Origin of the sequence: Pseudomonas sp. RIT623 (assembly GCF_004519305.1) — a bacterium.
Lineage (GTDB): Bacteria > Pseudomonadota > Gammaproteobacteria > Pseudomonadales > Pseudomonadaceae > Aquipseudomonas.
Window position 1 is genome coordinate 1 of record NZ_SOZA01000015.1, and the last position, 21,128, is coordinate 21,128.

Consider the following 21,128-nt stretch of genomic DNA (forward strand, 5'->3'; position numbering starts at 1 on the left):
ATTCTCAAGCCGTTACACCCACAGCCCCGCGCCCCGAGCCCTCCCGCCGCTTCTCCGTGGCGCCGATGATGGACTGGACCGACCGCCACTGCCGGTTCTTCCTGCGCCTGCTCTCCCAGCACGCCCTGCTCTACACCGAAATGGTCACCACCGGCGCCTTGCTGCACAACGACGCCCAGCGCTTCCTGCGCCATGACCAAACCGAGCACCCGTTGGCCCTGCAACTGGGCGGCAGCGTGCCGGCGGACCTGGCCGCCTGCGCGCGCCTGGCCGAAGCGGCGGGCTACGACGAGGTCAACCTCAACGTCGGCTGCCCCAGCGACCGGGTGCAGAACAACATGATCGGCGCCTGCCTGATGGGCCACCCGGCGCTGGTGGCCGACTGCGTCAAGGCCATGCAGGACGCCGTGAGCATCCCTGTCACGGTCAAGCACCGCATCGGCATCAACGGCCGCGACAGCTATGCCGAGCTGCGCGACTTCGTCGGCCAGGTGCGCGACGCCGGGTGCCGTAGCTTCACCGTGCATGCGCGCATCGCCATCCTCGAGGGCCTGTCGCCCAAGGAAAACCGCGAAATCCCGCCACTGCGCTATGACGTCGCGGCGCAGTTGAAGGCCGACTTCCCCGAACTGGAACTGGTGCTCAACGGTGGCATCAAGACCCTCGACGAATGCCGCAACCACCTGCAGACCTTCGACGGCGTGATGCTGGGCCGCGAGGCCTACCACAACCCGTACCTGCTGGCCGAGGTGGACCAGCAGCTGTTCGCCAGCACCGCGCCGGTGGTCAGCCGCGCCGAGGCCATGGAGAAACTGCGCCCTTATATCGTCGAGCACATGCAAAGCGGTGGCGCGATGCATCACATTACCCGGCATATCCTCGGCCTGGGCCAGGGCTTCCCGGGGGCGCGGCGCTTCCGCCAGTTGCTGTCGGCGGATATTCACAAGGCCAGCGAGCCACTGCAGGTGCTGGACCAGGCCGCCGAGCTGCTGCAAGGGCGCTGAGGGAACCTGGACCGGGGTTGGCACTCGAAGGGAGAGCCTTTCACGGCAGGCCCGGCGTTATAGCCGGCCTGCTTTGCAGCCCATCGCGGGGCACGTCCGCTCCTAGCGGGGCGCGTTGCCCGCGGGGGGCTTTCCCGATCTGCCTGCGACGGGCCTTGAGTGGTCGTCGGGGCTCGGGTAATGTCGAGTCATTGCACAGGACAGAGCACGCCCATGACCTCCAAGCTGGAACAACTCAAGCAATTCACCACCGTGGTCGCCGACACCGGCGACCTCGACGCCATCACCCGCCTCAAGCCGGTCGACGCCACCACCAACCCTTCGCTGCTGCTCAAGGCGGCGGCCATCCCGGGTTACGCCGACCTGCTCAAGCAGGTCAAGGCCGACGCCAAGGGCAATGTCGACCTGGCCTGCGACAAGTTCGCCGTGGCGGTGGGTTCGGGCATTCTCAAGGTCATCCCGGGGCGCATCTCCACCGAGGTGGACGCACGGCTGTCGTTCGACGAGCCGGCGCTGCTGAAAAAGGCCCGCCAGTTGATCGAGCTGTACGACGCCGCAGGTATCAAACGCGACCGCGTGCTGATCAAGCTGGCCTCCACCTGGGAAGGCATCCGCGCCGCCGAGCAGCTGGAAAAGGAAGGCATCCAGACCAACCTGACCCTGCTGTTCTCCTTCGCCCAGGCCCAGGCCTGTGCCGACGCCGGGGTGTTCCTGATCTCGCCGTTCGTGGGGCGCATCTACGACTGGTACAAGAAGAGCAGCGGCAAGGACTACGTCGGCGCCGAGGATCCGGGCGTGCAGTCGGTCACCCGCATCTACGACTACTACAAGACCAACGGCTACGACACCGTGGTCATGGGCGCAAGCTTCCGCAACATCGGCCAGATCGAACAGCTTGCCGGCTGTGACCGCCTGACCATCAGCCCCGAGCTGTTGCAGCAGCTGGCCGAAGACCAAGGCGCGCTGCCGCGCATCCTCACCCCAGGCAATGCCGGGGAGGCCAAGCAGGTGCTGAGCGAAAGCCAGTTCCGCTGGGCGATGAACGAAGACGCCATGGCCACCGAGAAGCTGGCAGAAGGCATCCGCCAGTTCGCCCGCGACCAGGAGAAGCTGGAAGCGCTGATGGCTGGCTGACAAAACCTGATACATCTTCGGCTTGATCGACGGGCGGTTAATGCAGAGCATTTCCGCCCGTTTTCATTGGGTGGCCGATGATGCCATCGCAGGGCAAGCCCGCTGCCACAATGAACTTGCCGCATTCCCCATAACCTGTGGGAGCGGGCTTGCCCCGCGAGGGCGTAATAGCAGACAAAGCCGAGCCTTAGATGATCCCCAGCGCCACCCTCCCCCTTGTCCTTGCCGGCCCGCTGCTGCGCCGTCTGGAGCCACAACGCCTGGCGATCTGGCTGGTCGGCTCGCAACCGCTGCAAGCCGAATTTGTCCTGGATCAGGCCGGCATTTGCGCCACCGTGCAGTGCAAGGTAATCGCGGTCGGTACGCACGCCTTCATCCACCTGCTGGATATCCACTTCGATCAGCCGCTACCCTGCGACGTGGCCCTCAATTACGACCTGCGCCTGGCCAATGGCCAGGGCATCGCCGACTGGGCCTCGCACCTGCTCTACCCCGGCGCCAGCCGCCCCAGCTTCGTGCTGCGCGAGCGCCTCGACCAGGTGCTCCACGGCTCGTGCCGCAAGCCCCATCATCCGGCTGCCGACGGCCTGCTGTGCGCCGACCGCCTGCTGGCCGCCGGCCCGCGCCCCGAGGAGCGCCCCGCCGTGTTGTTGATGAGTGGCGATCAGGTGTATGCCGACGATGTCGCCGGCCCCATGCTGCGCGCCATCCACGGGTTGATCGAGCGTCTGGGCCTGTTCGACGAGGCACTGGAGGGCGCCCTGGTCGACAGCGGCGCCGCGCTCTACCAGCATCCGGCCTGCTATTACCACCGCGCCGACCTGCTGCCGGCGCAGGAAAGCAACGAAACCCTGCGCGAGCGCTTCTTCGGCGGCAAACGCAAGCCGATCTTCTCCTCCAGCAACGCCGACAACCACCTGGTGACCTTCGCCGAAGTCATGGCCATGTACCTGTTGGTCTGGTCACCGCTGCCCTGGTCGCTGGTGGGTATGCAGATGCCATCCGGCCTCACCGACAAGCGCCAGGCCCGCTACCGCCACGAACTGCCGCTGATCGAGGCCTTCCGCGACAGCCTCGGCCAGGTGGCGCGAGTCATGGCCCACCTGCCCTGCCTGATGATCTTCGATGACCACGACATCACCGACGACTGGAACCTGTCGGCGCAGTGGGAACAGACCGCCTATGGCCACCCGTTCTCACGGCGCATCATCGGCAACGCCCTGCTCGGCTACCTGCTGTGCCAGGGCTGGGGCAACGACCCGGACGGCTGCGCGGCGCTGGTCGAGCAATGCCTGCAGTTGAGCGATGAGCGGGACGTGCTGATCGGCGAACTGCTGCGTTTTCAAGGCTGGCAATACACACTACCGAGCAACCCGCCACTGCTGGTGCTGGACACCCGCACTCGCCGCTGGCGCAGCGAGAGCAACCTGGCCAAGCCCTCGGGCCTGCTCGACTGGGAAGCGCTGAGCGAGTTGCAGCAGGCACTGCTGGACCACCCTTCGGCAATCATCGTGTCACCGGCGCCGATCTTTGGGGTCAAGCTGATCGAGACCGTCCAGCGGGTGTTCAGCGCCCTGGGCTATCCACTGCTGGTGGATGCGGAGAACTGGATGGCACACCGCGGCGCGGCGCAGGTGATCCTCAACATCTTCCGCCATTCGCGCACGCCGGGGCATTACGTGGTGCTTTCGGGCGATGTGCACTACTCGTTCGTCTATCAGGTGCTGATCCGCCATCGCCAGCGCAGCCCACACCTGTGGCAGGTGACCAGCAGCGGTATCAAGAACGAGTTTCCGCGGCGCCTGCTGGATGTACTCGACCGGCTCAACCGCTGGCTGTATTCGCCGCGCTCGCCGCTGAACTGGTTCACCAAACGCCGGGAGATGGAGGTGGTGCCGCGCATACCGAGCCGCAGCATGGCCGGGGAACGGCTGTGGAACAGCGCCGGGTTGGGGCAGGTGTTCTTCGATGACCAGGGGCGACCGACGCGAGTGTATCAGTTGAATGCCGATGGTTCGCCGGCGACGGCGTTCATCCAGGACTGACGCCAGCGCCGGCCACGATGAGGATCAGGACCGCTCCAGCGCATGCACCAGGTCATGGAAGGCTTCGCGGTTGGAGTCGTTCAAGCCCATGAGGATCTTGTGCGCCTCCAGCACCTTGGAGCGCACCACGCTTTCGTCCTGGTCCTGCGAGGGCAGGTCGGTCAGGCACTCCGGGCATGGCACCGGGCGGTCGACAATGTTGAACACCTGGTCGAAACCCATGGACTGCAGCAGGCGGGAAATGTCGGGGTTGGTGGTCACCACGGTCGGCAGCAGGCCGACCTTCTGCCGGGACAGGATCGACAGCTTGGCCAGCAGGCCCAGGGTAGTGCTGTCGATGCTCTCGGTTTCGGTCAGGTCGATGACGATGGCCGAGAAGTTCAGCGCGGTGAAGATCTTCTCGATCGTCGCATCCAGCGCCGAACACAGGGTCAGGCGCACTTCACCGACAAATTTCAGAACGAAGGTCCCGCTTTGTTCGGCGAACTGGATTCTACCGGTACTCATTCAAGGTTCCTGCTCAACACCAATAGGGCGATATCATCCGGCATCTCCCCAAGCGTAGCCAATTCGAATCGTTGGCGCAGCCCCTCCAGGCTACCCCCCGCTGCCTTGACGATTTCCGGCAAGGTCGCTTCCTTATCTTTGAGTGTGTGCCCCGGCAAAAGGTCCAGAATGCCATCGGACATCAGGGTCAGGCTGAACTGCGGCGGCAGCTCCAGCACCTGGTCCTGGTAGCTGGCCTCGTCGAACAGCCCGACCGGCAAGCCGCGGCCTTCGAGGTAGCGGGCCTGGCCCGGGGTGTACAGCACCGGCAGCGGCAAATGGCCGCCGACGCTGTAGGTGAGCAGGCCGGTGTCCTCGTCGATGACCCCACCGACCATGGTCACATGCTTGCCCAGCTTGCAGTTGATCAGCCCGCGGTTGATGTGGCTGAGCACCTGCGAAGGCTTGAACTCGCGCATCTTGCCGCTGCGCTTGAATTCGAACAGCAGCCGCGTGGTCATGAACTTGAGCAGCACCGTGACGAACGCCGACGAGGCGCCGTGGCCGGACACGTCCGCCAGGTAGAACGCGATGCGTCGGTCATCCACTCGGAAATAATCGGCGAAGTCACCGGACAGGTACAGCGACGGGATGATCTGGTGCTCGAAGGCGAACTCGCCGGCCACCCAGGGGTTTTCCGGGAGCATGTTCATTTGCACCTGACGCCCTGCGGTCTGGTCTTCCTGCAACAGGTGCAGGCTGGCTTCCAGTTCGCGGTTGGCGGCCTCGAGTTTGTCGCGGTAACGCTGGTTTTCCAGCACCAGGCGCGAACGGTCGAGCGCGCGGCGCACCGAATGCTCGAGCACGGCGAGGTCTTCCAGAGGCTTGATCAGGTAATCCGCCGCGCCCAGGCGCAAGGCCTCGACCGCATCGCTCATCACCCCGGCACCAGATACCACGATCACCGGCAATTGCGGCGCCAGCTCGCTGATCCGACGGATCAGCTCGAGGCCGCCCATTTGCGGCATGCGCAGGTCGCAGATCACGAGGTCGGGCTGGTGTGCTTCGAAGACCTGGAGCCCCTGCTGGCCGTTACCGGCCTGGAGGACGCTGAAACCGCTGTCTTCCAGATAGGCGGCGAGGCTGGCACGGACCACGTCGTCGTCATCGATGATCAGCAGCGTTGCACTGGTTTTCTGCATGTGGGCGAACGGCGCCAGATTTGGGTTGGCGTAGCGGCTGCGGAACGACCGACAGACGGCTACTGGAATGCTCTCTAGCCACTCTCTATCTGAGTTGTAGGACAAGAAAACTGGTCCGGCAAATAGTGAGGTGCCCTGTAAGGCGCTGACGGTACTCCCATCCGCCTGGCGTTTCAAGCATGGGCAGGTAGACTTCCCTGCACTTTACAGGGCAAATCACCCGGCGTTATAAGAAAGCCGACCCGCGCAACCTGAAGAAAGGATGCAAGCATGTCCCAGCACCCCGTGGATTACAGCGAAAAACGCGATTTCATTCGCATGCGTGTCGATGCCGAGGTCCAGCTGCTGCAGGCCGACCAGGTGATCAGCGCCGTGTGCATCGACCTTTCCAGCAGCGGCATGCAGGTGCAGGCGCCGCAGCGTTTCCAGGTGGGTGAGCGCCTCGAAGTGCGCATCGACTCCGAGCACGCGGCCCTCGCCGGGCTGCATGCCAGCACCGAAGTGGTGTGGATCGCCGACCAGCCGGGCGGCGCGCAGCGCTTCGGCTTGCGCATCCTGGCGATGCATTAAGCCGTTACACATTCACCCAGAACAAATGGGGCCGCCCTGCGGCCCATCGCCGGCAAGCCGGCTCCTACAGGCGTAGACGACCCTCTGTAGGAGCCGGCTTGCCGGCGATGGGCTGCAAGGCAGCCCCATGACCCGACCGACGGGGTCAGAAGTCGTCTTCGACCTGCCCGTCCTTGACCTTGAACTCACGGTTCTGCAAGTAGGCGTTGCGCAGGAAGATGTACTTGTCGCCCTGCACCAGTTTCTCCGCCGACAGCAGGCTGGCGCGGGTGTCGATCACGTCCAGGGCGAAGATCGAGTTGCGCGTCGGCACGTGGTCGATGTAGCGGTAGGGTTCGGTGTAGGTGTCCGGGTACTTGGCCAGGCCGTCACGCACGGTGCTGGGGCCCAGGAGCGGGATGACCACGTACGGCCCGCTGGGCACCCCCCAGTAGCCGAGGGTCTGGCCGAAATCTTCGTCATTGCGCTGCAGGCCCATCTTGGTGCCGACATCGAAGAAGCCGCCCAGGCCGAAGGTGGTGTTGACGATCAACCGCGCGGTGTCGACGCCCGCCGCGTGCGGTTTTAGCTGCAGCACATTGTTGGCCAGGTTGGTGACATCGCCGAGGTTGCGGAAGATGTTGTGGATGCCGTCCTCGAGAAACTGCGGGGTGATCGCCTGGTAACCCTGTGCCAGCGGCTTGAGGGCATAGGTGTCGAGGGTATCGTTGAACTTGAAGATCGGTCGATTGACCGACTCCCAGGGGTCTTCCTCGCTGGCCGCCTGGGTGGCCGCCACGGGCGCCAGCAACAAGCTGGCGCAGACACAGGCCTGGGTGACTCGCTCGAGCACTCCGGCACCGAACCTACGCATAGATGTTTCTCCATCGGATTTCACGGTGCAACGGCCGTTGGCGCGTTGCTGAATTGGGCGCAAGTATAATGGCTTACTGGCTGGAGCGTAGTTTTACATATCTCGGTCAAGATTATGTGAACAAGTGTTGCGGTCATCTGCCGGTAACAATCGCCGGCTAGCGTGGAAGCTATTTCAGGGACGCTGCCATGCAAGAAGCACCCGCCTTCACCGCCGTGCTGTTCGGCCTGCGCGGCTGCCTGGTCCAGGCCGCGAACGGCACGGCCCTGCCCACACCGGGCGCCCTCGACTTACTGGCGCGCCTGCGCACCCGGCAAATTCCGTGCATCTGGCTCGACGACCTGAATGCCGCCCAGGGCAAGCGTTTGACCCGTGTGCTGCCCGACTGGCTGCCGGGGCATCCGCTCAATGGCAGCAAAGGGCCTGCGCCCGATGCCTGCTGGCAGGCGCTGATGAGCCTGCAAAGCCAGCGCCTGGATGGCTGCGTGCTGGTTAGCGGCGAACCCCTGCTGCTGCAATCGGCCTTGAACGCCGGCTTGTGGACCGTGGGCCTGGCGGCCTGCGAGCAGGCTTCACCGCACTGGCAGGCACTGAACCAACAGGAACGGGAGCGAGCCCGCGGCAAGGCGACCTTGGCGTTGTTCGGGCTGGGCGTGCACTCGGTGATCGATCACCTCGAAGCTCTCGACGCCTGCCTGGCGGACATCGCCCAGCGCCGGTACAAGGGCGAGAAACCCTGATACATCCAGCTTGATGCGGATCATGCAAAGCGCCGACAGGTGGATTACGCTTGAAGGCAGGCCAGAACCTTTGCCGTTTCGCTGAGGTCCATGGTTTGCCAAGCCATTGATGGAGTACGAACAATGCCTGCCCGCGAACTGCAAGAGCGCCTGAATAGCCTGCGCGAGCAACTGGATCGCAATGTGCCGCTGTCGGAAGAGGAGCTGGCCAGCCTGCATGAAGAAGCCCGGCAGATCGAAGCCCAGCTCAAGCTCGAGGAAGCCACCCCGGACAACAACCTGGTCGATGGCGTGAACCTGGCCATCGAACGCTTCGAGGCCGAGCACCCCGACCTCACCGCCACCCTGCGCAGCATCGCCAACTCGCTGCACAGCATGGGGATCTGAACCCGACGGGGCTGTGTTGCAGCCCCGTTACATTACTGCCGCACCAACCGCAGGTTCTGCGGGCTGATCGCCCCGGTGCTGCGATACGGGTTGATATCCAACCCACCCCGGCGCACATACCGTGCATACACCGTCAGGTGCTCAGGCTTGAGCAGGTTCTTCAGGTCCAGGTAGATCCGCTCCACGCATTGCTCGTGGAAGTCGGCATGCTGGCGGAAGCTGATCAGATAGGTCAGCAGGCTGGCAGGGTCCAGCGCCGGCCCCTTGTAGGCAACCACCACGCTACCCCAGTCTGGCTGGCCGGTGACCGGGCAGTTGGATTTGAGCAGGTGGCTATGCAGCGTCTCTTCTACCACGCGCTCCGAGGAGCAACGCAGCAGCTCCGGTTGCGGCTGCTCGTAGTTGCTGATGGTCACATCCAGCGCGTCGATGCACTGGCCCGGCAAGGCGGTCACGCCTTGGCCTTCGACCTCGGCCAGGGTGCTGACCTTGACCGCGACTGCCTTACCCGCGGCGGCGGACAGGTCTTTTACCAGGCACGCCTGCAACTCGGCCAGCGAGGCGAACACGGTCTGGTTCAGCGAGTTGAGGTACAGCTTGAAGGACTTGGACTCGATGATGTTCGGCGAATCGCAAGGGATGGCGAACTCGCCGATGGCCACCACCGGCTTGCCTGAAGGCAGCAGCCACGACAGCTCGAAGCAGTTCCAGAAATCCACGCCCTGCCACGGCAGCGCCTCGCCACTGACGCCCAGCTCGGCCCACTTGGCCAGGCGTGGGATGGGGAACAACAGCGCGGGGGTGTAGGTGGCAATGTATTCGCTGGACTTGCCCAGCGGGGAGTGTTCGGCGGCGGGATGCATGGAAACTGACCTGAAGGTTCGAAATTGCCCCTAGTCTACCGGTTTTGCACCCCGCCTTGGAGCCGATGTCACTCGATGGTCAACGGCCCGACCATGCCGGCCTGGTAATGGCCCGGCACGTTGCAGGCGAACTCGATGGGTGCTGACTTGCGGAAGGTCCAGGTCAGCTCCGCGCGCTGGCCAGGCTGCACCAGCACGGTGTTGCCGGCATCGTGGCCATGGCCGCCGTCCATCATCTGGCTGTGGTCCATCTGGCCATGGTCCATGCCTTCGTGATTCATGCCGGCGGTGAAGATCTTGCCTTGCATGGCGACCATTTCCTTTTGATGCTCGGCGTGCATGGCTTTGTCGCCCAGGTTGAACTCGTGGGGCAGCTTGCCTTCATTGACCAGCACGAAACGTACGGTTTCGCCGGCCTTGACCTTGATGCTCTTGGGTTCGAAGGCAATGTCCTTGAGCACCACCTCGACGGTGCGGGTGGCCTTGGCTGCCGGCGCCGGTTCGCCAAAAGCGAAGGGTTTGGCTTCGCCAGCGAAGGCGGGCAGGCTGGTCAGGGCAAGCGCGGCGGTGAGGAACAGGTGTTTCATGGGTGACTCCAGATCAATACAGCGAAGATGGCGCCATTGTCGAAAAGGCAGGCTGGCAGCTGGCTGACGGGAAGATTACAACTTTGTCAGCTTGGGCAGGCCGCCAGATCGTCACGTATCATTTCCTCGACGTATGGGGGCAGGCTTTGGGAGAGCGGGCTTGCCCCGCGATTGCACTCGCCCAGGCGACCCTCTCGCGGGGCATGCCCGCTCCCACGAAAACCGTTCCACAGCGCACGCCACAAGCCACATCACTACAAGGACTGTCATGAAACTGCTGATCGTCGAAGACCAGGCCAAGACCGGCCAGTACCTGAGCCAGGGCCTGAGCGAGGCCGGCTTCGCCACCGAGCTGGCCAGCGACGGCGACAGCGGCCAGCACCTGGCGCTGACCGGCGACCACGACCTGCTGATCCTCGACGTGATGCTGCCGGGGCGCAACGGCTGGCAGATCCTCCAGGCGGTGCGCCAGGCCGGGCTGGACACACCGGTGCTGTTCCTCACCGCCCGCGACGCCGTCGAGGACCGCGTGCACGGCCTGGAGTTGGGCGCCGACGACTACCTGGTCAAGCCCTTCGCCTTCTCCGAGCTGCTGGCCCGAGTGCGCAGCCTGCTGCGCCGGGGTGCCAGCGCCAGCCAGGACACCAGCCTGGGCTTGGCCGACCTGCGCCTGGACCTGATCCGTCGCCGCGCCGAACGCGGCGGGGCACGCATCGACCTGACCGCCAAGGAGTTCGCCCTGCTCGAACTGCTGCTGCGCCGCCAGGGCGAGGTGTTGCCCAAGTCGCTGATCGCCTCGCAGGTGTGGGACATGAACTTCGACAGCGACACCAACGTCATCGAGGTGGCGATCCGCCGCCTGCGCCTGAAGATCGACGACAGCCACCCGGCCAAGCTGATCCATACCGTGCGCGGCATGGGTTACGTGCTTGAAGAGCGCCAGGACTGATGCGCCGTCTGTCCCTTGGCAGTCGCCTGGCCCTGCTGTTCGCCGCCTGCACCGCCGCCGTGTCGCTGGGCGCCGGCTTGCTGTTCAGCCGCGCCAGCGAGCAGCATTTCGTCGAGCTCGACCAGCAACTGCTCAGCGGTCGGCTGTCGCTGATGCGCAGCCTGCTCGACGGCGTAGACAGCCAGGCGCAGCTGGCCACGCGCCTGCCGGCGCTGCTCAACGAATTGAGCCACCAGTCCGACCTGGCCTTGCGCGTGCGCGGCGCCGACGGCACGCCCTGGTTCGCCAGCCGTGGCGAGTTGCCGCAGACATCAGGACACGGCGCACTGGCCACGTTGCATAGCCAGGGCGTGGATTACCGCAGCCTGAGCACCCCGCTGGCCGACAATCAACCCACCTCGCCACAGCTGACGCTGTTTCTCGATATCACCCACCACCAGCACTTTCTGCAAGGCATGCAGCGCCTGATCTGGTTCACCGTCGGGTTGTCGGCGCTGGTCACCGCGCTGCTTGGCGCCTGGGCCGCGCGCCGCGGCCTGCAACCGTTGCGACAGATGGGCAAGATCGCCGCCAGCGTCAACGCCCGTTCGCTGACCACCCGTCTACCGGCCGCCGAAATGCCCGAGGAGCTAGCCGAGCTGGCCGCCACGGTCAACGCCATGCTGCAACGCTTGGACGATGCCTTCCAGCGTCTGTCGGCATTCTCCGCCGATATCGCCCACGAATTGCGCACGCCGTTGTCCAACCTGCTCACCCACACCCAGGTCACCCTCACCCGCCCGCGCAGCCTGGAGGAGTACCGCGAAGCCCTGCACGGCAATCTCGAAGAGCTGCAATGGATGGCCCAGCTGGTCAACGACATGCTCTACCTGGCCAAGGCCGATCACGGCCTGCTGATGCCCAGCCGCCAGTCGCTGGACCTGGCCACGGAGGCCGATGCGTTGCTGGAGTACTACGCGCCGCTGGCCGAGGACGCCGAGGTGCGCTTGCTGCGTGAGGGCCAGGCCCATACCGAAGGCGACCGACACATGCTGCGCCGGGCGCTATCCAACTTGCTGGACAACGCCCTGCGCTTCACCCCCGCCGGGGGTGAGATTAGGATAAACCTGGAGCCTGGGCTGCGCATCGTGGTGGCCAACACCGGGCCGGCGATTGCGCCGCAACTGCTTGAGCGATTGTTCGACCGCTTCTACCGGGCGGATCCGTCGCGCCAGGAAGGCAGCAGCGAGCATGCGGGGCTGGGGCTGGCGATCACCCGCTCGATCGTGCAGGCACACGGTGGGAAAATTCGGGCGGAGCGTGAAGATGGCTGGACGCGGTTCGTGATCGAGTTGCCCGCGTAGGGGCGCAAAGCGCCCCCCGGTGTTGCAATGTCTTACTCGTAACGCAAGGCCATCGCCGGTTCGATCTGCGAAGCGCGGTAGGCCGGGTAGATCGTCGCCAGGAAGCTCATCACCAGCCCCGCCACACAGATGATCGCCACGTCGCCCCACTGCAGCTCCGACGGCAGGCTGCTGATGAAGTAGATGTCGGAGGTGAAGATGTGCTGCCCGCTGACCCGCTCGAGCCAGCCGACCACCGCGCTCACGTTCAGCGCCAGGACCACACCCAGCACACCGCCAAGCAAGGTGCCGACGATGCCGATCAGGCTGCCCTGGACCATGAACGTGCCCATGATCTGCGCCGGCGTGGCGCCGATGGTGCGCAGGATGGCGATGTCGGCGCCCTTGTCGTTCACCACCATCACCAGGGTGGCGATGATGTTGAAGGCCGCTACCGCGATGATCATCATCAGCAGCAGGCCGATCATGGTCTTTTCCATCTTCATGGCGCTGAACAGGCTGCCCTGGGTGTGCGACCAGTCATCGGCGCGGTAGCCCTGGCCAAGGCCCGCGGCGATCGCCTTGGATACCTGCGGCGCGGCGTACAGGTCGTGCAGCTTCAGGCGCACGCCCTGTACCTGGCCTGGCGCCCAGCGCTGCATCTGGCCAGCGTCGGCGACATGGATATAGGCCTGCGAGCCATCCAGCTCGGCACCGACCTTGAAGATACCGACCACCGTCAGGCGCTGCATGCGCGGGGTAATGCCCCCCGGCTCCTTGCTGATTTCCGGCACGATCAGGGTCAGCTTGTCGCCGGTGTTCAGGCGAAAACGCCGGGCCGTCAGCTCGCCGATGACCACGCCGAACTCGCCCGGCACCAGTGCTTGCAGACTGCCCTGAACGATGTGCTGGGTAACGATGGAGACCTTGCCCTCCTCGACCGGATCGATGCCGGCGACCTGGATCGGCTGCATCGCCCCCTTGTACGAGAGCATGCCTTCCATTTCGGTGAGCGGCGCGGCGGCGATCACCGCCGGGTTGCCCTCGGCGGCGCTGGCGACCTGGCGCCAGTCGTCCAGCGGCTGCTCGCCGAGGATCGCGGCATGCGGCACCAGGCCGAGCACGCGCGAGCTCATCTCGCGCTGGAAGCCGTTCATCACCGACAACACCGTGATCATCGCCAGCACGCCCAGCGACAGGCCGATCATCGAGGTCATGGAGATGAACGAGATGAAGTGATTGCGGCGCTTGGCACGGGTGTAGCGAGCACCGATGAACAAGGGCAAGGGTCTGAACATGTACAGGTACACCCAACAGAGAAGTGAACCGGGGCGCCCTCACGGCGCCCCGCGCAGGCGATTCAGATCGCCACCAGATGCCCGTCTTCCAGGCGCAGCACACGGTCCATCTGCTGCGCCAGGTTGAGGTCGTGGGTCACCACCAGGAACGCCGTCTGCGAGTGGCTGGACAGCTCCTGCATCAGCTCCTGGATACCCTGGGCAGTGTGGTGGTCGAGGTTGCCGGTGGGCTCGTCGAGCATCACCAGGCCCGGGCGGTTGACCAGGGCGCGGGCAATCGCCACGCGCTGGCGCTCACCACCGGACAGCTCGGCCGGCTTGTGATTGAGGCGATGGCCCAGGCCGACGCGCTTGAGCAGCGCCTCGGCGCGCTCGCGGGCTTCGCTGATCGGCGTCTTGCCGATCAGCAGCGGCATGCAGGCGTTCTCCAGGGCGGTGAACTCCGCCAGCAGGTGGTGGAACTGGTAGACGAAGCCCAGCGCGCGGTTGCGCAGCAGGCCGCGGGCCCGCTCGCCCAGCGCCGACAACTCTTCGCCGGCCAGCCAGACGCTGCCCTCGGTGGGCGTGTCCAGGCCGCCGAGCAGGTTGAGCAAGGTACTCTTGCCCGAGCCGGAACTGCCGACGATGGCCACCCGCTCGCCTGGCTGCAGTTCGAGGTTCAACCCCGCCAGCACCTGCACCGACTCCGGGCCTTCCTCGTAGCTCTTGCCCAGGTTGCGGCAACTCAACACGGCTTTATCACTCATGCGCGACTCACTCATAACGTAGCGCCTCTGCCGGCTGGGTGCGCGAGGCGCGCCAGGCCGGGTACAGGGTGGCGAAGAAACTCAGGACCAGCGCCGCGCCACAGACCATGTAGACGTCCTGGGCCTGCAGCTGCGAGGGCAGATAATCGATGAAATACACGTCGGCATTGAGGAACTTGTGCCCGATCAGGGTCTCGATGCCGGCGATCGCCGCGCTCACGTTGAGCGCGCCGAGAATACCCAGCGCGGCGCCGATCAGGGTGCCGACCACGCCGATCACCGTGCCCTGGACCATGAAGATGGCCATGATCTGCGCCGGCGTGGCGCCCAGGGTACGGAGGATGGCAATGTCGCCGCGCTTGTCGTTGACCACCATCACCAAGGTGGAAATGATGTTGAACGCCGCCACCGCCACGATCAGCAGCAGCAGCAGGCCGATCATGGATTTCTCCATGCGGATGGCCTGGTACAGGTTGCCGTGGGTGCGGGTCCAGTCTCGTGGATAGAACTCCTGCTCGCCCAGCTGCTGGGCGATGTCCCAGGCGGCGCGCGGGGCCTGGAACAGGTCGTCGAACTTGAGACGGATGCCTTGTACCTGGTCGGCCTTCCAGCGGTGCAGGCGCGACAGATCGGCGATGTTGGTGATGCCCAGGTAGCCGTCGATCTCGCCAGCGCCAACGTGGAAGGTGCCGACCACGGTGAAGCGCTTCATGCGCGGGAACATGCCTGCCGGGGTGACGCTCACCTCGGGGGCGACGAAGGTCAGCTTGTCGCCGATAGCGACGCCGAGCTTGGTCGCCGCCTTGTCGCCGATCATGATGCCCCACTCGCCCGGCGCCAGCTTGTCGAGGCTGCCCTGCTGGACGAAGTGGTCGATGATCGACACCTCGCGCTCGCGCGCCGGGTCGACGCCGTTGAGCAGCACCTTCTGCACCTTGCCATCGTGGGTCAGCAAGCCCTGCATCTGGGTGAAAGGCGCAACCGCCAGTACCTGCGGATTCTGCTTTACTTTAGAGGCAAGGGCCTGCCAGTCGTCGATCGGCTGGCCGGTCTCGAGCGTGGCGTGGGGGATCATCCCCAGCACACGGGTGCGCATCTCGTGGTCGAAACCGTTCATCACCGAGAGCACCACGATCATCACCACCACGCCCAGGGCGAGGCCGATCATCGAGGTGAGCGAAATGAACGATACGAAGTGATTGCGACGCTTGGCACGGGTGTAACGCGTACCAATGAATACGAATAGAGGTCTGAACATGTCGGGGCTTGTTCGGATGAAAGGGAACGTCCTTGTGGCGAGGCGCCTACGGCGGCTTTACACTCGGACCACCGCCGTAACCTTGGGTTCGCCATGACGACATTAGACGAAGAAGATCGCCGCGAATACTACCGCATCGAAGATCGGATCGCACTCCAAATCAGCCCCCTCAGCGCGGCCGAAGCCCTTGAAACAGAACTGTTGCAGGATGATTCCGAGCTGTTCAACCTGCTCAGCGAACTGCACCTGTCCGACTTCGAGTCACAACACCTGTTGCGCCAGCTGAGCGAGAAAGACCGCACCCTCGCCGCCTTTTTACGCGCACAGAACAAACGCCTCGACCTGCTCAGCGCGGTGGTCGCGCAGACGCTGATCGGCGAGATCGGCCAGCCGCAACCGGTAATCATCTCCGAAGGCGGCATCGAGTTCGCCCAGCACCAGCAGATCGCCCCGGGCACCCGGGTGAAAGTGAAGATGGTGCTGATGCCTCGCGCCCACGGCCTGCTGCTGCGCGGCCGGGTCACCCACTGCGATCCGCGCCCCGACGGCAGCTTCGAGGTGGGCACCGAGTTCACCGAGATGACCGACGCCCAGCGCCAGCTGCTGGCGCGCTATATCCTGCAGCGCCAGCAACAGCAGCGGCGCCAGGCACTGGAACAGAACGACCCCGCGCCTTGAGCCCTTTTCACCTGAATCTGAAGGAACGAACGTGACCCTTATCTACGGCCACCGCGGCGCCAAGGGCGAAGCGCCCGAGAATACCCTGCAGAGCTTCCGCCAGTGCCTGGCGCACGGCGTCAACCGCTGCGAACTCGACCTGCACCTGTCGGCCGACAACGAGCTGATGGTGATCCACGACCCGACCCTCAAGCGCACCACCGGCCGACGTGGCAAGGTGGTCGAGCACAGCGCCGCCGACCTGGTCACCTACGACGCGCGCAAGGGCGGCCCAGGCCATGTGCAGCCCTGCCCCATCCCGCGGCTGGAGGAACTGTTCCAGAAGTGCCCGTTCGAGCATTGGCAACTGGAGGTCAAGAGCGCCTCGCGCACCCGCGCCGCCAGCACCGTGCTGGCGATCCGCGAACTGGCCCAGCAATACGCCCTGCTGGACAAGGTGACCATCACCTCGAGCTCACGGGAAGTGCTCGGCGCCGCCCAGGAGCTGGTGCCGGACGTCAAGCGCGGACTGGTGGCCGAATACGCCTGGCTCGACCCACTGAAGGTCGCGCAGAACTACGGCTGCGAAATGCTGGCGTTGAACTGGACGCTGTGCACCCCCGAGCGCCTGATCAAGGCGCAGCGCCAGGGCTTGCACGTGTCGGTGTGGACGGTCAACGAACCGGCGCTGATGCGCCGGCTCGCCGACTTTGGCGTGGACAGCCTGATTACAGACTTTCCCGGTTTGGCCAAGACCACCCTCGGGTAGGGCTGAAATCGGTCTCCCCGACCGGCTCAGGCCACCGGCCGGAGCCGCTCAAAAAAGCCGGTTCAGGCCGTCGTAGGCAGCTACCCGATAGGCTTCGGCCATGGTCGGGTAGTTGAAGGTGGTGTTGACGAAGTACTTGAGGTTGTTCTGCTCGCCCGGCTGGTTCATCACCGCCTGGCCGATATGCACGATCTCCGAGGCCTGGTAGCCGAAGCAGTGCACGCCGAGGACCTCGAGGGTCTCGCGGTGGAACAGGATCTTCAGCATGCCTTGCGGCTCGCCGGCGATCTGCGCGCGAGCCATGCTCTTGAAGAACGCCTTGCCCACTTCGTACGGCACCTTGGCCTGGGTCAGCTCCTGCTCGTTCTTGCCGATCGAGCTGATCTCCGGGATGGTGTAGATGCCGGTCGGCACGTCGTTGACGAAGCGCCAGCTGCCGTTGTCGACAATGCTGCCGGCCGCCGAACGGCCCTGGTCGTGGGCGGCACTGGCCAGGCTCGGCCAGCCGATCACGTCACCGGCGCCATAGATGTTCGCCACACTGGTGCGGTAGGTCTCGTCGACCTCGATCTGGCCACGGCTGTTGACCTTGATGCCAATGTTCTCCAGACCCAGCTTGTCGGTGTTGCCGGTACGACCGTTGCACCACAGCAAGGCGTCGGCCTTGATCTTCTTGCCCGACTTCAGGTGCAGGATCACGCCATTGTCCAGGCCTTCGACGCGGTCGTAGTCCTCGTTGTGGCGCACGGTGATGTTGTTGTTGCTGAAGTGGTAGCTCAGCGCCTGGGAGATTTCCGAATCCAGGAAGCTCAACAGTTGGCCACGGTTGTCGACCAGCTCCACCAGCACGCCCAGGCCGCTGAAGATCGAGGCATATTCGCAACCGATCACTCCGGCACCGTAGACGATCAGCTTGCGCGGGGTGTGGCTGAGGCTGAGGATGGTGTCGCTGTCGTAGACGCGCGGGTGGTTGAAGTCGATGTCGGCCGGGCGGTACGGGCGCGAGCCGGTGGCGATGATGATGTGCTTGGCGTTGAGCTTCTCGACCACGCCATTGGGGCAGACCACTTCGATGGTCTGCTCGTCGGCGAAACTGCCGGTGCCGACGAACACGTCGACGCGGTTGCGCGCATAGTAGCCGGTACGCGAGGCGACTTGCTTGCTGATGACCTTCTCGGCGCTCTTGAGCACGTCGGGGAAGGAGAACCAGCGCGGCTCGCCGATGGCGCGGAACATCGGGTTGGTGTTGAACTGCATGATCTGCCGCACGGAGTGACGCAGCGCCTTGGACGGGATGGTGCCCAGGTGGGTGCAGTTGCCTCCGACCTGACGACGGCTGTCGACCATCGCCACCTTGCGCCCTGCTTTGGCGGCGTTCATTGCCGCGCCCTCACCGGCCGGGCCGGAACCCAGCACCACTACGTCGTAGTTGTAGACAGCCATGCGTACTCCTTCAGAACTGGCCCGCCGGCCGGGTGGCCGCGGGGCGCGATCATGCCGCCTGAGCGCCATGAGAAAATTCGGGTGCAGTCTAATCAAGCGGGAACGCCGCGCACATTAACCCTTGGTCGCGTCGTAGGCCACTGTTGCTTGCACTACATGTGGTTCCACCGGGTCCCTGGCGGCGATCATCCGTGGCTTGCCTTTCACTCGCCTTTCAGCGCCCGCTCGAACGCAGGCGTGCCACGGGAGACGAATCCACCTCCACTGCGGGTCACCAGCACGGCGGCAATCCCATGGGCCATGGCGAAGTCCCAGCCCTGTTGCGGCCCGAGGATCAACAACAGGGTCGAATAACCATCGGCCCGCAGCGCGCTGGCGTCGAGCACCGTCACTGCCGCCAGGTCATGCGCGACCGGGCGCCCGAGGCGGGCATCGAAGGTGTGCGAATAGCGCCGGCCATTGTCCTCGAAATAATGCCGATAGTCACCCGAGGTCGACACGGCCAGGTCCTGCACGTCGATGACCTGGCGGGCGATCTGGCGATCCTCGCGCGGCAGCTCCAGCGCTACCCGCCAGGCACTGCCGTCGGGCTTGCGGCCCACGGCCTTGAGCTCACCGGTGGCCTCGGCAAGGAAGTTGTCGATACCCAGGGCCTGCAGGCGCGCGGCGATCAGGTCGACGGCATGGCCGGCGGCGATGCTGTTGAAGTCCAGCTCGATGGCCGCGTCCTTGCACAGGGTGTCGCCCTCCAGGCGCAGGTGGCGGTAGCCGACACGCTGACGCACCCGGGCCAGGGCCTGCGGTTCAGGCACGTGCAGTTCGCGGGCCTGTGGGCCGAAGCCCCAGAGGTCGAGCAGCGGCTCGACGGTAAGGTCGAAAGCGCCCTGGCTCTGTTCGGCCAACAGCTGACCGAAACTGACCAGCGCGCGCATGTCGCTGTCGATGGCCAGGCACTGGTTGGCTGGCAACTGGTTGAATCGGCTGACGGTGGAGTCGCCGCGGTAGGTGGAATACTGGACATCGACGACCTGGAGGATAGCCTCGACCTCGGCTTGCACCTGCTCCGGCGCCGGGCCACCGGGTTGGCGCACGTACTGGATGCTGTAGCTGCTGCCCATGGTCGGGCCGCCGAAGCGTTCGAGGGTCGAGGTTGGCTCGCAGGCTGAGAGCAACAGCAGGCAAAGCAGAAGAACTGTGCGCAACATGGATTTCTCGATTGGCCGCTCCCACATCGATAGCAGTGAAGCAGGAAGCAAAAAAAACGGGAACCCGAAGGTTCCCGTTTTTTCAACGCATTACAACTGGATCAGCGTGGAAACGCTGGCGGGTTCACACCGGCCATGTCTTCCATCACGCGCACCACCTGGCAGCTGTAACCGAACTCGTTGTCGTACCAGACGTACAGGACAACGCGATTGTCGTTGCAGATGGTCGCCTCGGCGTCGACCACACCGGCGTGGCGCGAACCGACGAAGTCGGTCGATACCACTTCCTGGGAGCTGACGTAGTCGATCTGCTTGTGCAGCTCGGAGTGCATGGCGGTCTGGCGCAGGTACTCGTTCAGCTCTTCGCGGTTGGTGGCCTTCTCGAGGTTCAGGTTGAGAATGGCCATCGACACGTTCGGCGTCGGAACTCGGATCGCGTTACCGGTCAGCTTGCCCTTGAGCACTGGCAGCGCCTTGGCGGCGGCAGTGGCGGCACCGGTCTCGGTGATGACCATGTTCAGCGGCGCGGCGCGACCACGGCGGCTGCCCTTGTGGAAGTTGTCGATCAGGTTCTGGTCGTTGGTGAACGAGTGAACGGTTTCGACGTGACCGTTGACGATGCCGTACTGGTCGTTGATGGCCTTGAGCACCGGCACGATGGCGTTGGTGGTGCAGGACGCCGCCGAGATGATCTTGTCGTCGGCGCTGATATCGCCGTGGTTGATGCCGTGCACGATGTTCTTCAGCGCGCCCTTGCCCGGCGCGGTGAGGATCACGCGGGCGGCGCCTGGGCAGGCCAGGTGCTGGCCGAGGCCGTCGGCGTCACGCCAGACACCGGTGTTGTCGACGATCAGCGCATCGTTGATGCCGTACTGGGTGTAGTCGACTTCGCTCGGGCTCTTGGCGTAGATCACCTGGATCAGGTTGCCGTTGGCGGTGATGGTGTTGTTGGCTTCATCGATGACGATGGTGCCGTCGAACGGACCGTGCACCGAGTCGCGACGCAGCAGGCTGGCGCGCTTGACCAGGTCGTTCTCGGCGCCCTTGCGCACGACGATGGCGCGCAGGCGCAGGCCGTCGCCGCCACCGGTCTTCTCGATGAGGATGCGCGCCAGCAGGCGGCCGATGCGGCCGAAACCGTACAGGACGACATCAGTGCCCTTGCGTGCGTTGGCGTTCTGCTGCCCCACCACGTCGGCCAGCTCGTCACGGACGAACTGCTCGGCGCTGCGGCCGTTGCCTTCGGCCTTGAACTTGTTGGCCAGCTTGCCCAGGTCGACCGAAGCGGCGCCCAGCTTCAGCTCGCTCATGGCCTTGAGCAGCGGGAATGTCTCGTGGACCGACAGCTCGGTCTCGTCGGTTTGACGGTGACGGGCAAAGCGGTGGGCTTTGAGGATCGAGATAACCGAACGGTTGATCAGGCTACGGCCATAGATCGAGCTCACCACGTTGTTGTTGCGGTAGAGCTGACCGATAAGCGGGATCATCGCTTCAGCCAGGGCTTCACGATCGATCCACTCACCAAGACACTGGTCGGGCTTCTGAGTCACGGTAACCTTCCACATGTAGGGGAACAAAAAAGGGGCTACATTATGACGCCCCGCAGCGTA

21 protein-coding genes are annotated in these 21,128 nt (G+C 64.6%); 10 read left to right on the top strand and 11 right to left on the bottom strand.

Annotated features, from left to right (window positions below):
- The first annotated feature begins 65 nt into the window (after positions 1 to 65).
- The 3 genes from dusA (at position 66) to E3U47_RS12370 (ending at position 4,183) form a co-directional block, all read left to right on the top strand.
- On the top strand, positions 66 to 1,004 hold the full coding sequence (gene dusA / locus E3U47_RS12360) for a tRNA dihydrouridine(20/20a) synthase DusA (RefSeq protein WP_256660268.1): 939 nt from the start codon (positions 66 to 68) through the stop codon (positions 1,002 to 1,004).
- A gap of 213 nt (positions 1,005 to 1,217) precedes the next feature.
- Positions 1,218 to 2,138, top strand: coding sequence for a transaldolase (tal, locus tag E3U47_RS12365; protein ID WP_134691723.1), 921 nt, complete (start codon positions 1,218 to 1,220; stop codon positions 2,136 to 2,138).
- A gap of 191 nt (positions 2,139 to 2,329) precedes the next feature.
- On the top strand, positions 2,330 to 4,183 hold the full coding sequence (locus E3U47_RS12370) for an alkaline phosphatase D family protein (RefSeq protein ID WP_134691724.1): 1,854 nt from the start codon (positions 2,330 to 2,332) through the stop codon (positions 4,181 to 4,183).
- A gap of 24 nt (positions 4,184 to 4,207) precedes the next feature.
- On the opposite strand, the gene rssC is transcribed toward E3U47_RS12370, so the two are convergent.
- Positions 4,208 to 4,690: an anti-sigma factor antagonist RssC gene (gene rssC, locus E3U47_RS12375; protein ID WP_134691725.1), complete on the bottom strand. Its 483-nt coding sequence runs from the start codon at positions 4,688 to 4,690 to the stop codon at positions 4,208 to 4,210.
- Positions 4,687 to 5,871: a two-component system response regulator RssB gene (gene rssB / locus E3U47_RS12380; protein ID WP_134691726.1), complete on the bottom strand. Its 1,185-nt coding sequence runs from the start codon at positions 5,869 to 5,871 to the stop codon at positions 4,687 to 4,689. The genes rssC and rssB overlap by 4 nt, the downstream gene beginning before the upstream one ends.
- A gap of 270 nt (positions 5,872 to 6,141) precedes the next feature.
- Here rssB and E3U47_RS12385 point away from each other — a divergent pair, with 270 nt between their 5' ends.
- A complete protein-coding gene (locus E3U47_RS12385) occupies positions 6,142 to 6,441 on the top strand; it encodes a PilZ domain-containing protein (RefSeq protein ID WP_134691727.1) in 300 nt (99 codons plus the stop codon).
- 145 nt (positions 6,442 to 6,586) lie between these two features.
- Here the strand turns inward: E3U47_RS12385 and E3U47_RS12390 are convergent, their stop codons facing one another.
- Positions 6,587 to 7,294, bottom strand: a complete 708-nt coding sequence (locus E3U47_RS12390) for a VacJ family lipoprotein (protein WP_134691728.1) — start codon at positions 7,292 to 7,294, stop codon at positions 6,587 to 6,589.
- Positions 7,295 to 7,482: 188 nt separating this feature from the next.
- Between E3U47_RS12390 and E3U47_RS12395 the strand changes: the two genes are divergently transcribed.
- On the top strand, positions 7,483 to 8,034 hold the full coding sequence (locus tag E3U47_RS12395; RefSeq protein WP_134691729.1) for a phosphonoacetaldehyde phosphonohydrolase-related protein: 552 nt from the start codon (positions 7,483 to 7,485) through the stop codon (positions 8,032 to 8,034).
- Positions 8,035 to 8,157: 123 nt separating this feature from the next.
- Positions 8,158 to 8,421, top strand: coding sequence for a DUF4404 family protein (locus E3U47_RS12400; protein ID WP_031315272.1), 264 nt, complete (start codon positions 8,158 to 8,160; stop codon positions 8,419 to 8,421).
- A gap of 32 nt (positions 8,422 to 8,453) precedes the next feature.
- On the opposite strand, the gene queF is transcribed toward E3U47_RS12400, so the two are convergent.
- Both queF and E3U47_RS12410 read right to left on the bottom strand, forming a co-directional pair.
- Positions 8,454 to 9,284, bottom strand: coding sequence for an NADPH-dependent 7-cyano-7-deazaguanine reductase QueF (gene queF / locus E3U47_RS12405; protein ID WP_134691730.1), 831 nt, complete (start codon positions 9,282 to 9,284; stop codon positions 8,454 to 8,456).
- A gap of 68 nt (positions 9,285 to 9,352) precedes the next feature.
- Complete coding sequence (locus tag E3U47_RS12410; RefSeq protein ID WP_134691731.1) at positions 9,353 to 9,871, bottom strand: plastocyanin/azurin family copper-binding protein; 519 nt, start codon at positions 9,869 to 9,871, stop codon at positions 9,353 to 9,355.
- 268 nt (positions 9,872 to 10,139) lie between these two features.
- Here E3U47_RS12410 and E3U47_RS12415 point away from each other — a divergent pair, with 268 nt between their 5' ends.
- Complete coding sequence (locus E3U47_RS12415) at positions 10,140 to 10,820, top strand: heavy metal response regulator transcription factor (protein ID WP_134691732.1); 681 nt, start codon at positions 10,140 to 10,142, stop codon at positions 10,818 to 10,820.
- The gene (locus E3U47_RS12420) at positions 10,817 to 12,163 is read left to right on the top strand and encodes a heavy metal sensor histidine kinase (protein WP_134691733.1); all 1,347 of its coding nucleotides are present in this window, start codon (positions 10,817 to 10,819) and stop codon (positions 12,161 to 12,163) included. Before E3U47_RS12415 ends, E3U47_RS12420 begins: the two co-directional genes overlap by 4 nt.
- 32 nt (positions 12,164 to 12,195) lie before the next feature.
- Here the strand turns inward: E3U47_RS12420 and E3U47_RS12425 are convergent, their stop codons facing one another.
- The 3 genes from E3U47_RS12425 to E3U47_RS12435 all read right to left on the bottom strand — a co-directional run bounded on the left by E3U47_RS12425 (position 12,196) and on the right by E3U47_RS12435 (position 15,444).
- Positions 12,196 to 13,440: a lipoprotein-releasing ABC transporter permease subunit gene (locus E3U47_RS12425; protein WP_134691734.1), complete on the bottom strand. Its 1,245-nt coding sequence runs from the start codon at positions 13,438 to 13,440 to the stop codon at positions 12,196 to 12,198.
- Between the two features lie 62 nt (positions 13,441 to 13,502).
- Positions 13,503 to 14,186: a lipoprotein-releasing ABC transporter ATP-binding protein LolD gene (gene lolD / locus E3U47_RS12430; RefSeq protein WP_177414226.1), complete on the bottom strand. Its 684-nt coding sequence runs from the start codon at positions 14,184 to 14,186 to the stop codon at positions 13,503 to 13,505.
- Between the two features lie 7 nt (positions 14,187 to 14,193).
- Positions 14,194 to 15,444 (bottom strand): lipoprotein-releasing ABC transporter permease subunit, encoded by a 1,251-nt coding sequence (locus E3U47_RS12435; RefSeq protein WP_134691736.1) that lies wholly within the window; start codon positions 15,442 to 15,444, stop codon positions 14,194 to 14,196.
- A 93-nt stretch (positions 15,445 to 15,537) separates the two neighbouring features.
- Between E3U47_RS12435 and E3U47_RS12440 the strand changes: the two genes are divergently transcribed.
- Both E3U47_RS12440 and E3U47_RS12445 read left to right on the top strand, forming a co-directional pair.
- Positions 15,538 to 16,122, top strand: coding sequence for a PilZ domain-containing protein (locus E3U47_RS12440; protein ID WP_134691737.1), 585 nt, complete (start codon positions 15,538 to 15,540; stop codon positions 16,120 to 16,122).
- A gap of 31 nt (positions 16,123 to 16,153) precedes the next feature.
- Complete coding sequence (locus tag E3U47_RS12445; protein ID WP_134691738.1) at positions 16,154 to 16,870, top strand: glycerophosphodiester phosphodiesterase; 717 nt, start codon at positions 16,154 to 16,156, stop codon at positions 16,868 to 16,870.
- A gap of 48 nt (positions 16,871 to 16,918) precedes the next feature.
- Here the strand turns inward: E3U47_RS12445 and sthA are convergent, their stop codons facing one another.
- From sthA to E3U47_RS12460, 3 genes are all read right to left on the bottom strand, one after another.
- Entirely contained in the window at positions 16,919 to 18,313 is a 1,395-nt protein-coding gene (gene sthA / locus E3U47_RS12450; protein WP_134691739.1) for a Si-specific NAD(P)(+) transhydrogenase, read from the bottom strand.
- Between the two features lie 203 nt (positions 18,314 to 18,516).
- Positions 18,517 to 19,515: an FAD:protein FMN transferase gene (locus E3U47_RS12455; RefSeq protein WP_134691800.1), complete on the bottom strand. Its 999-nt coding sequence runs from the start codon at positions 19,513 to 19,515 to the stop codon at positions 18,517 to 18,519.
- A gap of 104 nt (positions 19,516 to 19,619) precedes the next feature.
- Positions 19,620 to 21,083 (bottom strand): glyceraldehyde-3-phosphate dehydrogenase, encoded by a 1,464-nt coding sequence (locus tag E3U47_RS12460; protein ID WP_134691740.1) that lies wholly within the window; start codon positions 21,081 to 21,083, stop codon positions 19,620 to 19,622.
- Between the last annotated feature and the right edge of the window lie 45 nt (positions 21,084 to 21,128).

Coding starts and splice junctions, on each gene's coding strand:
- E3U47_RS12395 (WP_134691729.1), top strand. CDS start 7,483: ATGCAAGAAGCACCCGCCTTCACCGCCGTGCTGTTCGGCCTGCGCGGC.
- rssC (WP_134691725.1), bottom strand. CDS start 4,690: ATGAGTACCGGTAGAATCCAGTTCGCCGAACAAAGCGGGACCTTCGTT.
- queF (WP_134691730.1), bottom strand. CDS start 9,284: ATGCATCCCGCCGCCGAACACTCCCCGCTGGGCAAGTCCAGCGAATAC.
- tal (WP_134691723.1), top strand. CDS start 1,218: ATGACCTCCAAGCTGGAACAACTCAAGCAATTCACCACCGTGGTCGCC.
- E3U47_RS12370 (WP_134691724.1), top strand. CDS start 2,330: ATGATCCCCAGCGCCACCCTCCCCCTTGTCCTTGCCGGCCCGCTGCTG.
- E3U47_RS12390 (WP_134691728.1), bottom strand. CDS start 7,294: ATGCGTAGGTTCGGTGCCGGAGTGCTCGAGCGAGTCACCCAGGCCTGT.
- E3U47_RS12435 (WP_134691736.1), bottom strand. CDS start 15,444: ATGTTCAGACCTCTATTCGTATTCATTGGTACGCGTTACACCCGTGCC.
- E3U47_RS12400 (WP_031315272.1), top strand. CDS start 8,158: ATGCCTGCCCGCGAACTGCAAGAGCGCCTGAATAGCCTGCGCGAGCAA.
- lolD (WP_177414226.1), bottom strand. CDS start 14,186: ATGAGTGATAAAGCCGTGTTGAGTTGCCGCAACCTGGGCAAGAGCTAC.
- E3U47_RS12415 (WP_134691732.1), top strand. CDS start 10,140: ATGAAACTGCTGATCGTCGAAGACCAGGCCAAGACCGGCCAGTACCTG.
- sthA (WP_134691739.1), bottom strand. CDS start 18,313: ATGGCTGTCTACAACTACGACGTAGTGGTGCTGGGTTCCGGCCCGGCC.
- rssB (WP_134691726.1), bottom strand. CDS start 5,871: ATGCAGAAAACCAGTGCAACGCTGCTGATCATCGATGACGACGACGTG.
- E3U47_RS12385 (WP_134691727.1), top strand. CDS start 6,142: ATGTCCCAGCACCCCGTGGATTACAGCGAAAAACGCGATTTCATTCGC.
- E3U47_RS12410 (WP_134691731.1), bottom strand. CDS start 9,871: ATGAAACACCTGTTCCTCACCGCCGCGCTTGCCCTGACCAGCCTGCCC.
- E3U47_RS12460 (WP_134691740.1), bottom strand. CDS start 21,083: ATGTGGAAGGTTACCGTGACTCAGAAGCCCGACCAGTGTCTTGGTGAG.
- E3U47_RS12425 (WP_134691734.1), bottom strand. CDS start 13,440: ATGTTCAGACCCTTGCCCTTGTTCATCGGTGCTCGCTACACCCGTGCC.
- E3U47_RS12440 (WP_134691737.1), top strand. CDS start 15,538: ATGACGACATTAGACGAAGAAGATCGCCGCGAATACTACCGCATCGAA.
- dusA (WP_256660268.1), top strand. CDS start 66: ATGATGGACTGGACCGACCGCCACTGCCGGTTCTTCCTGCGCCTGCTC.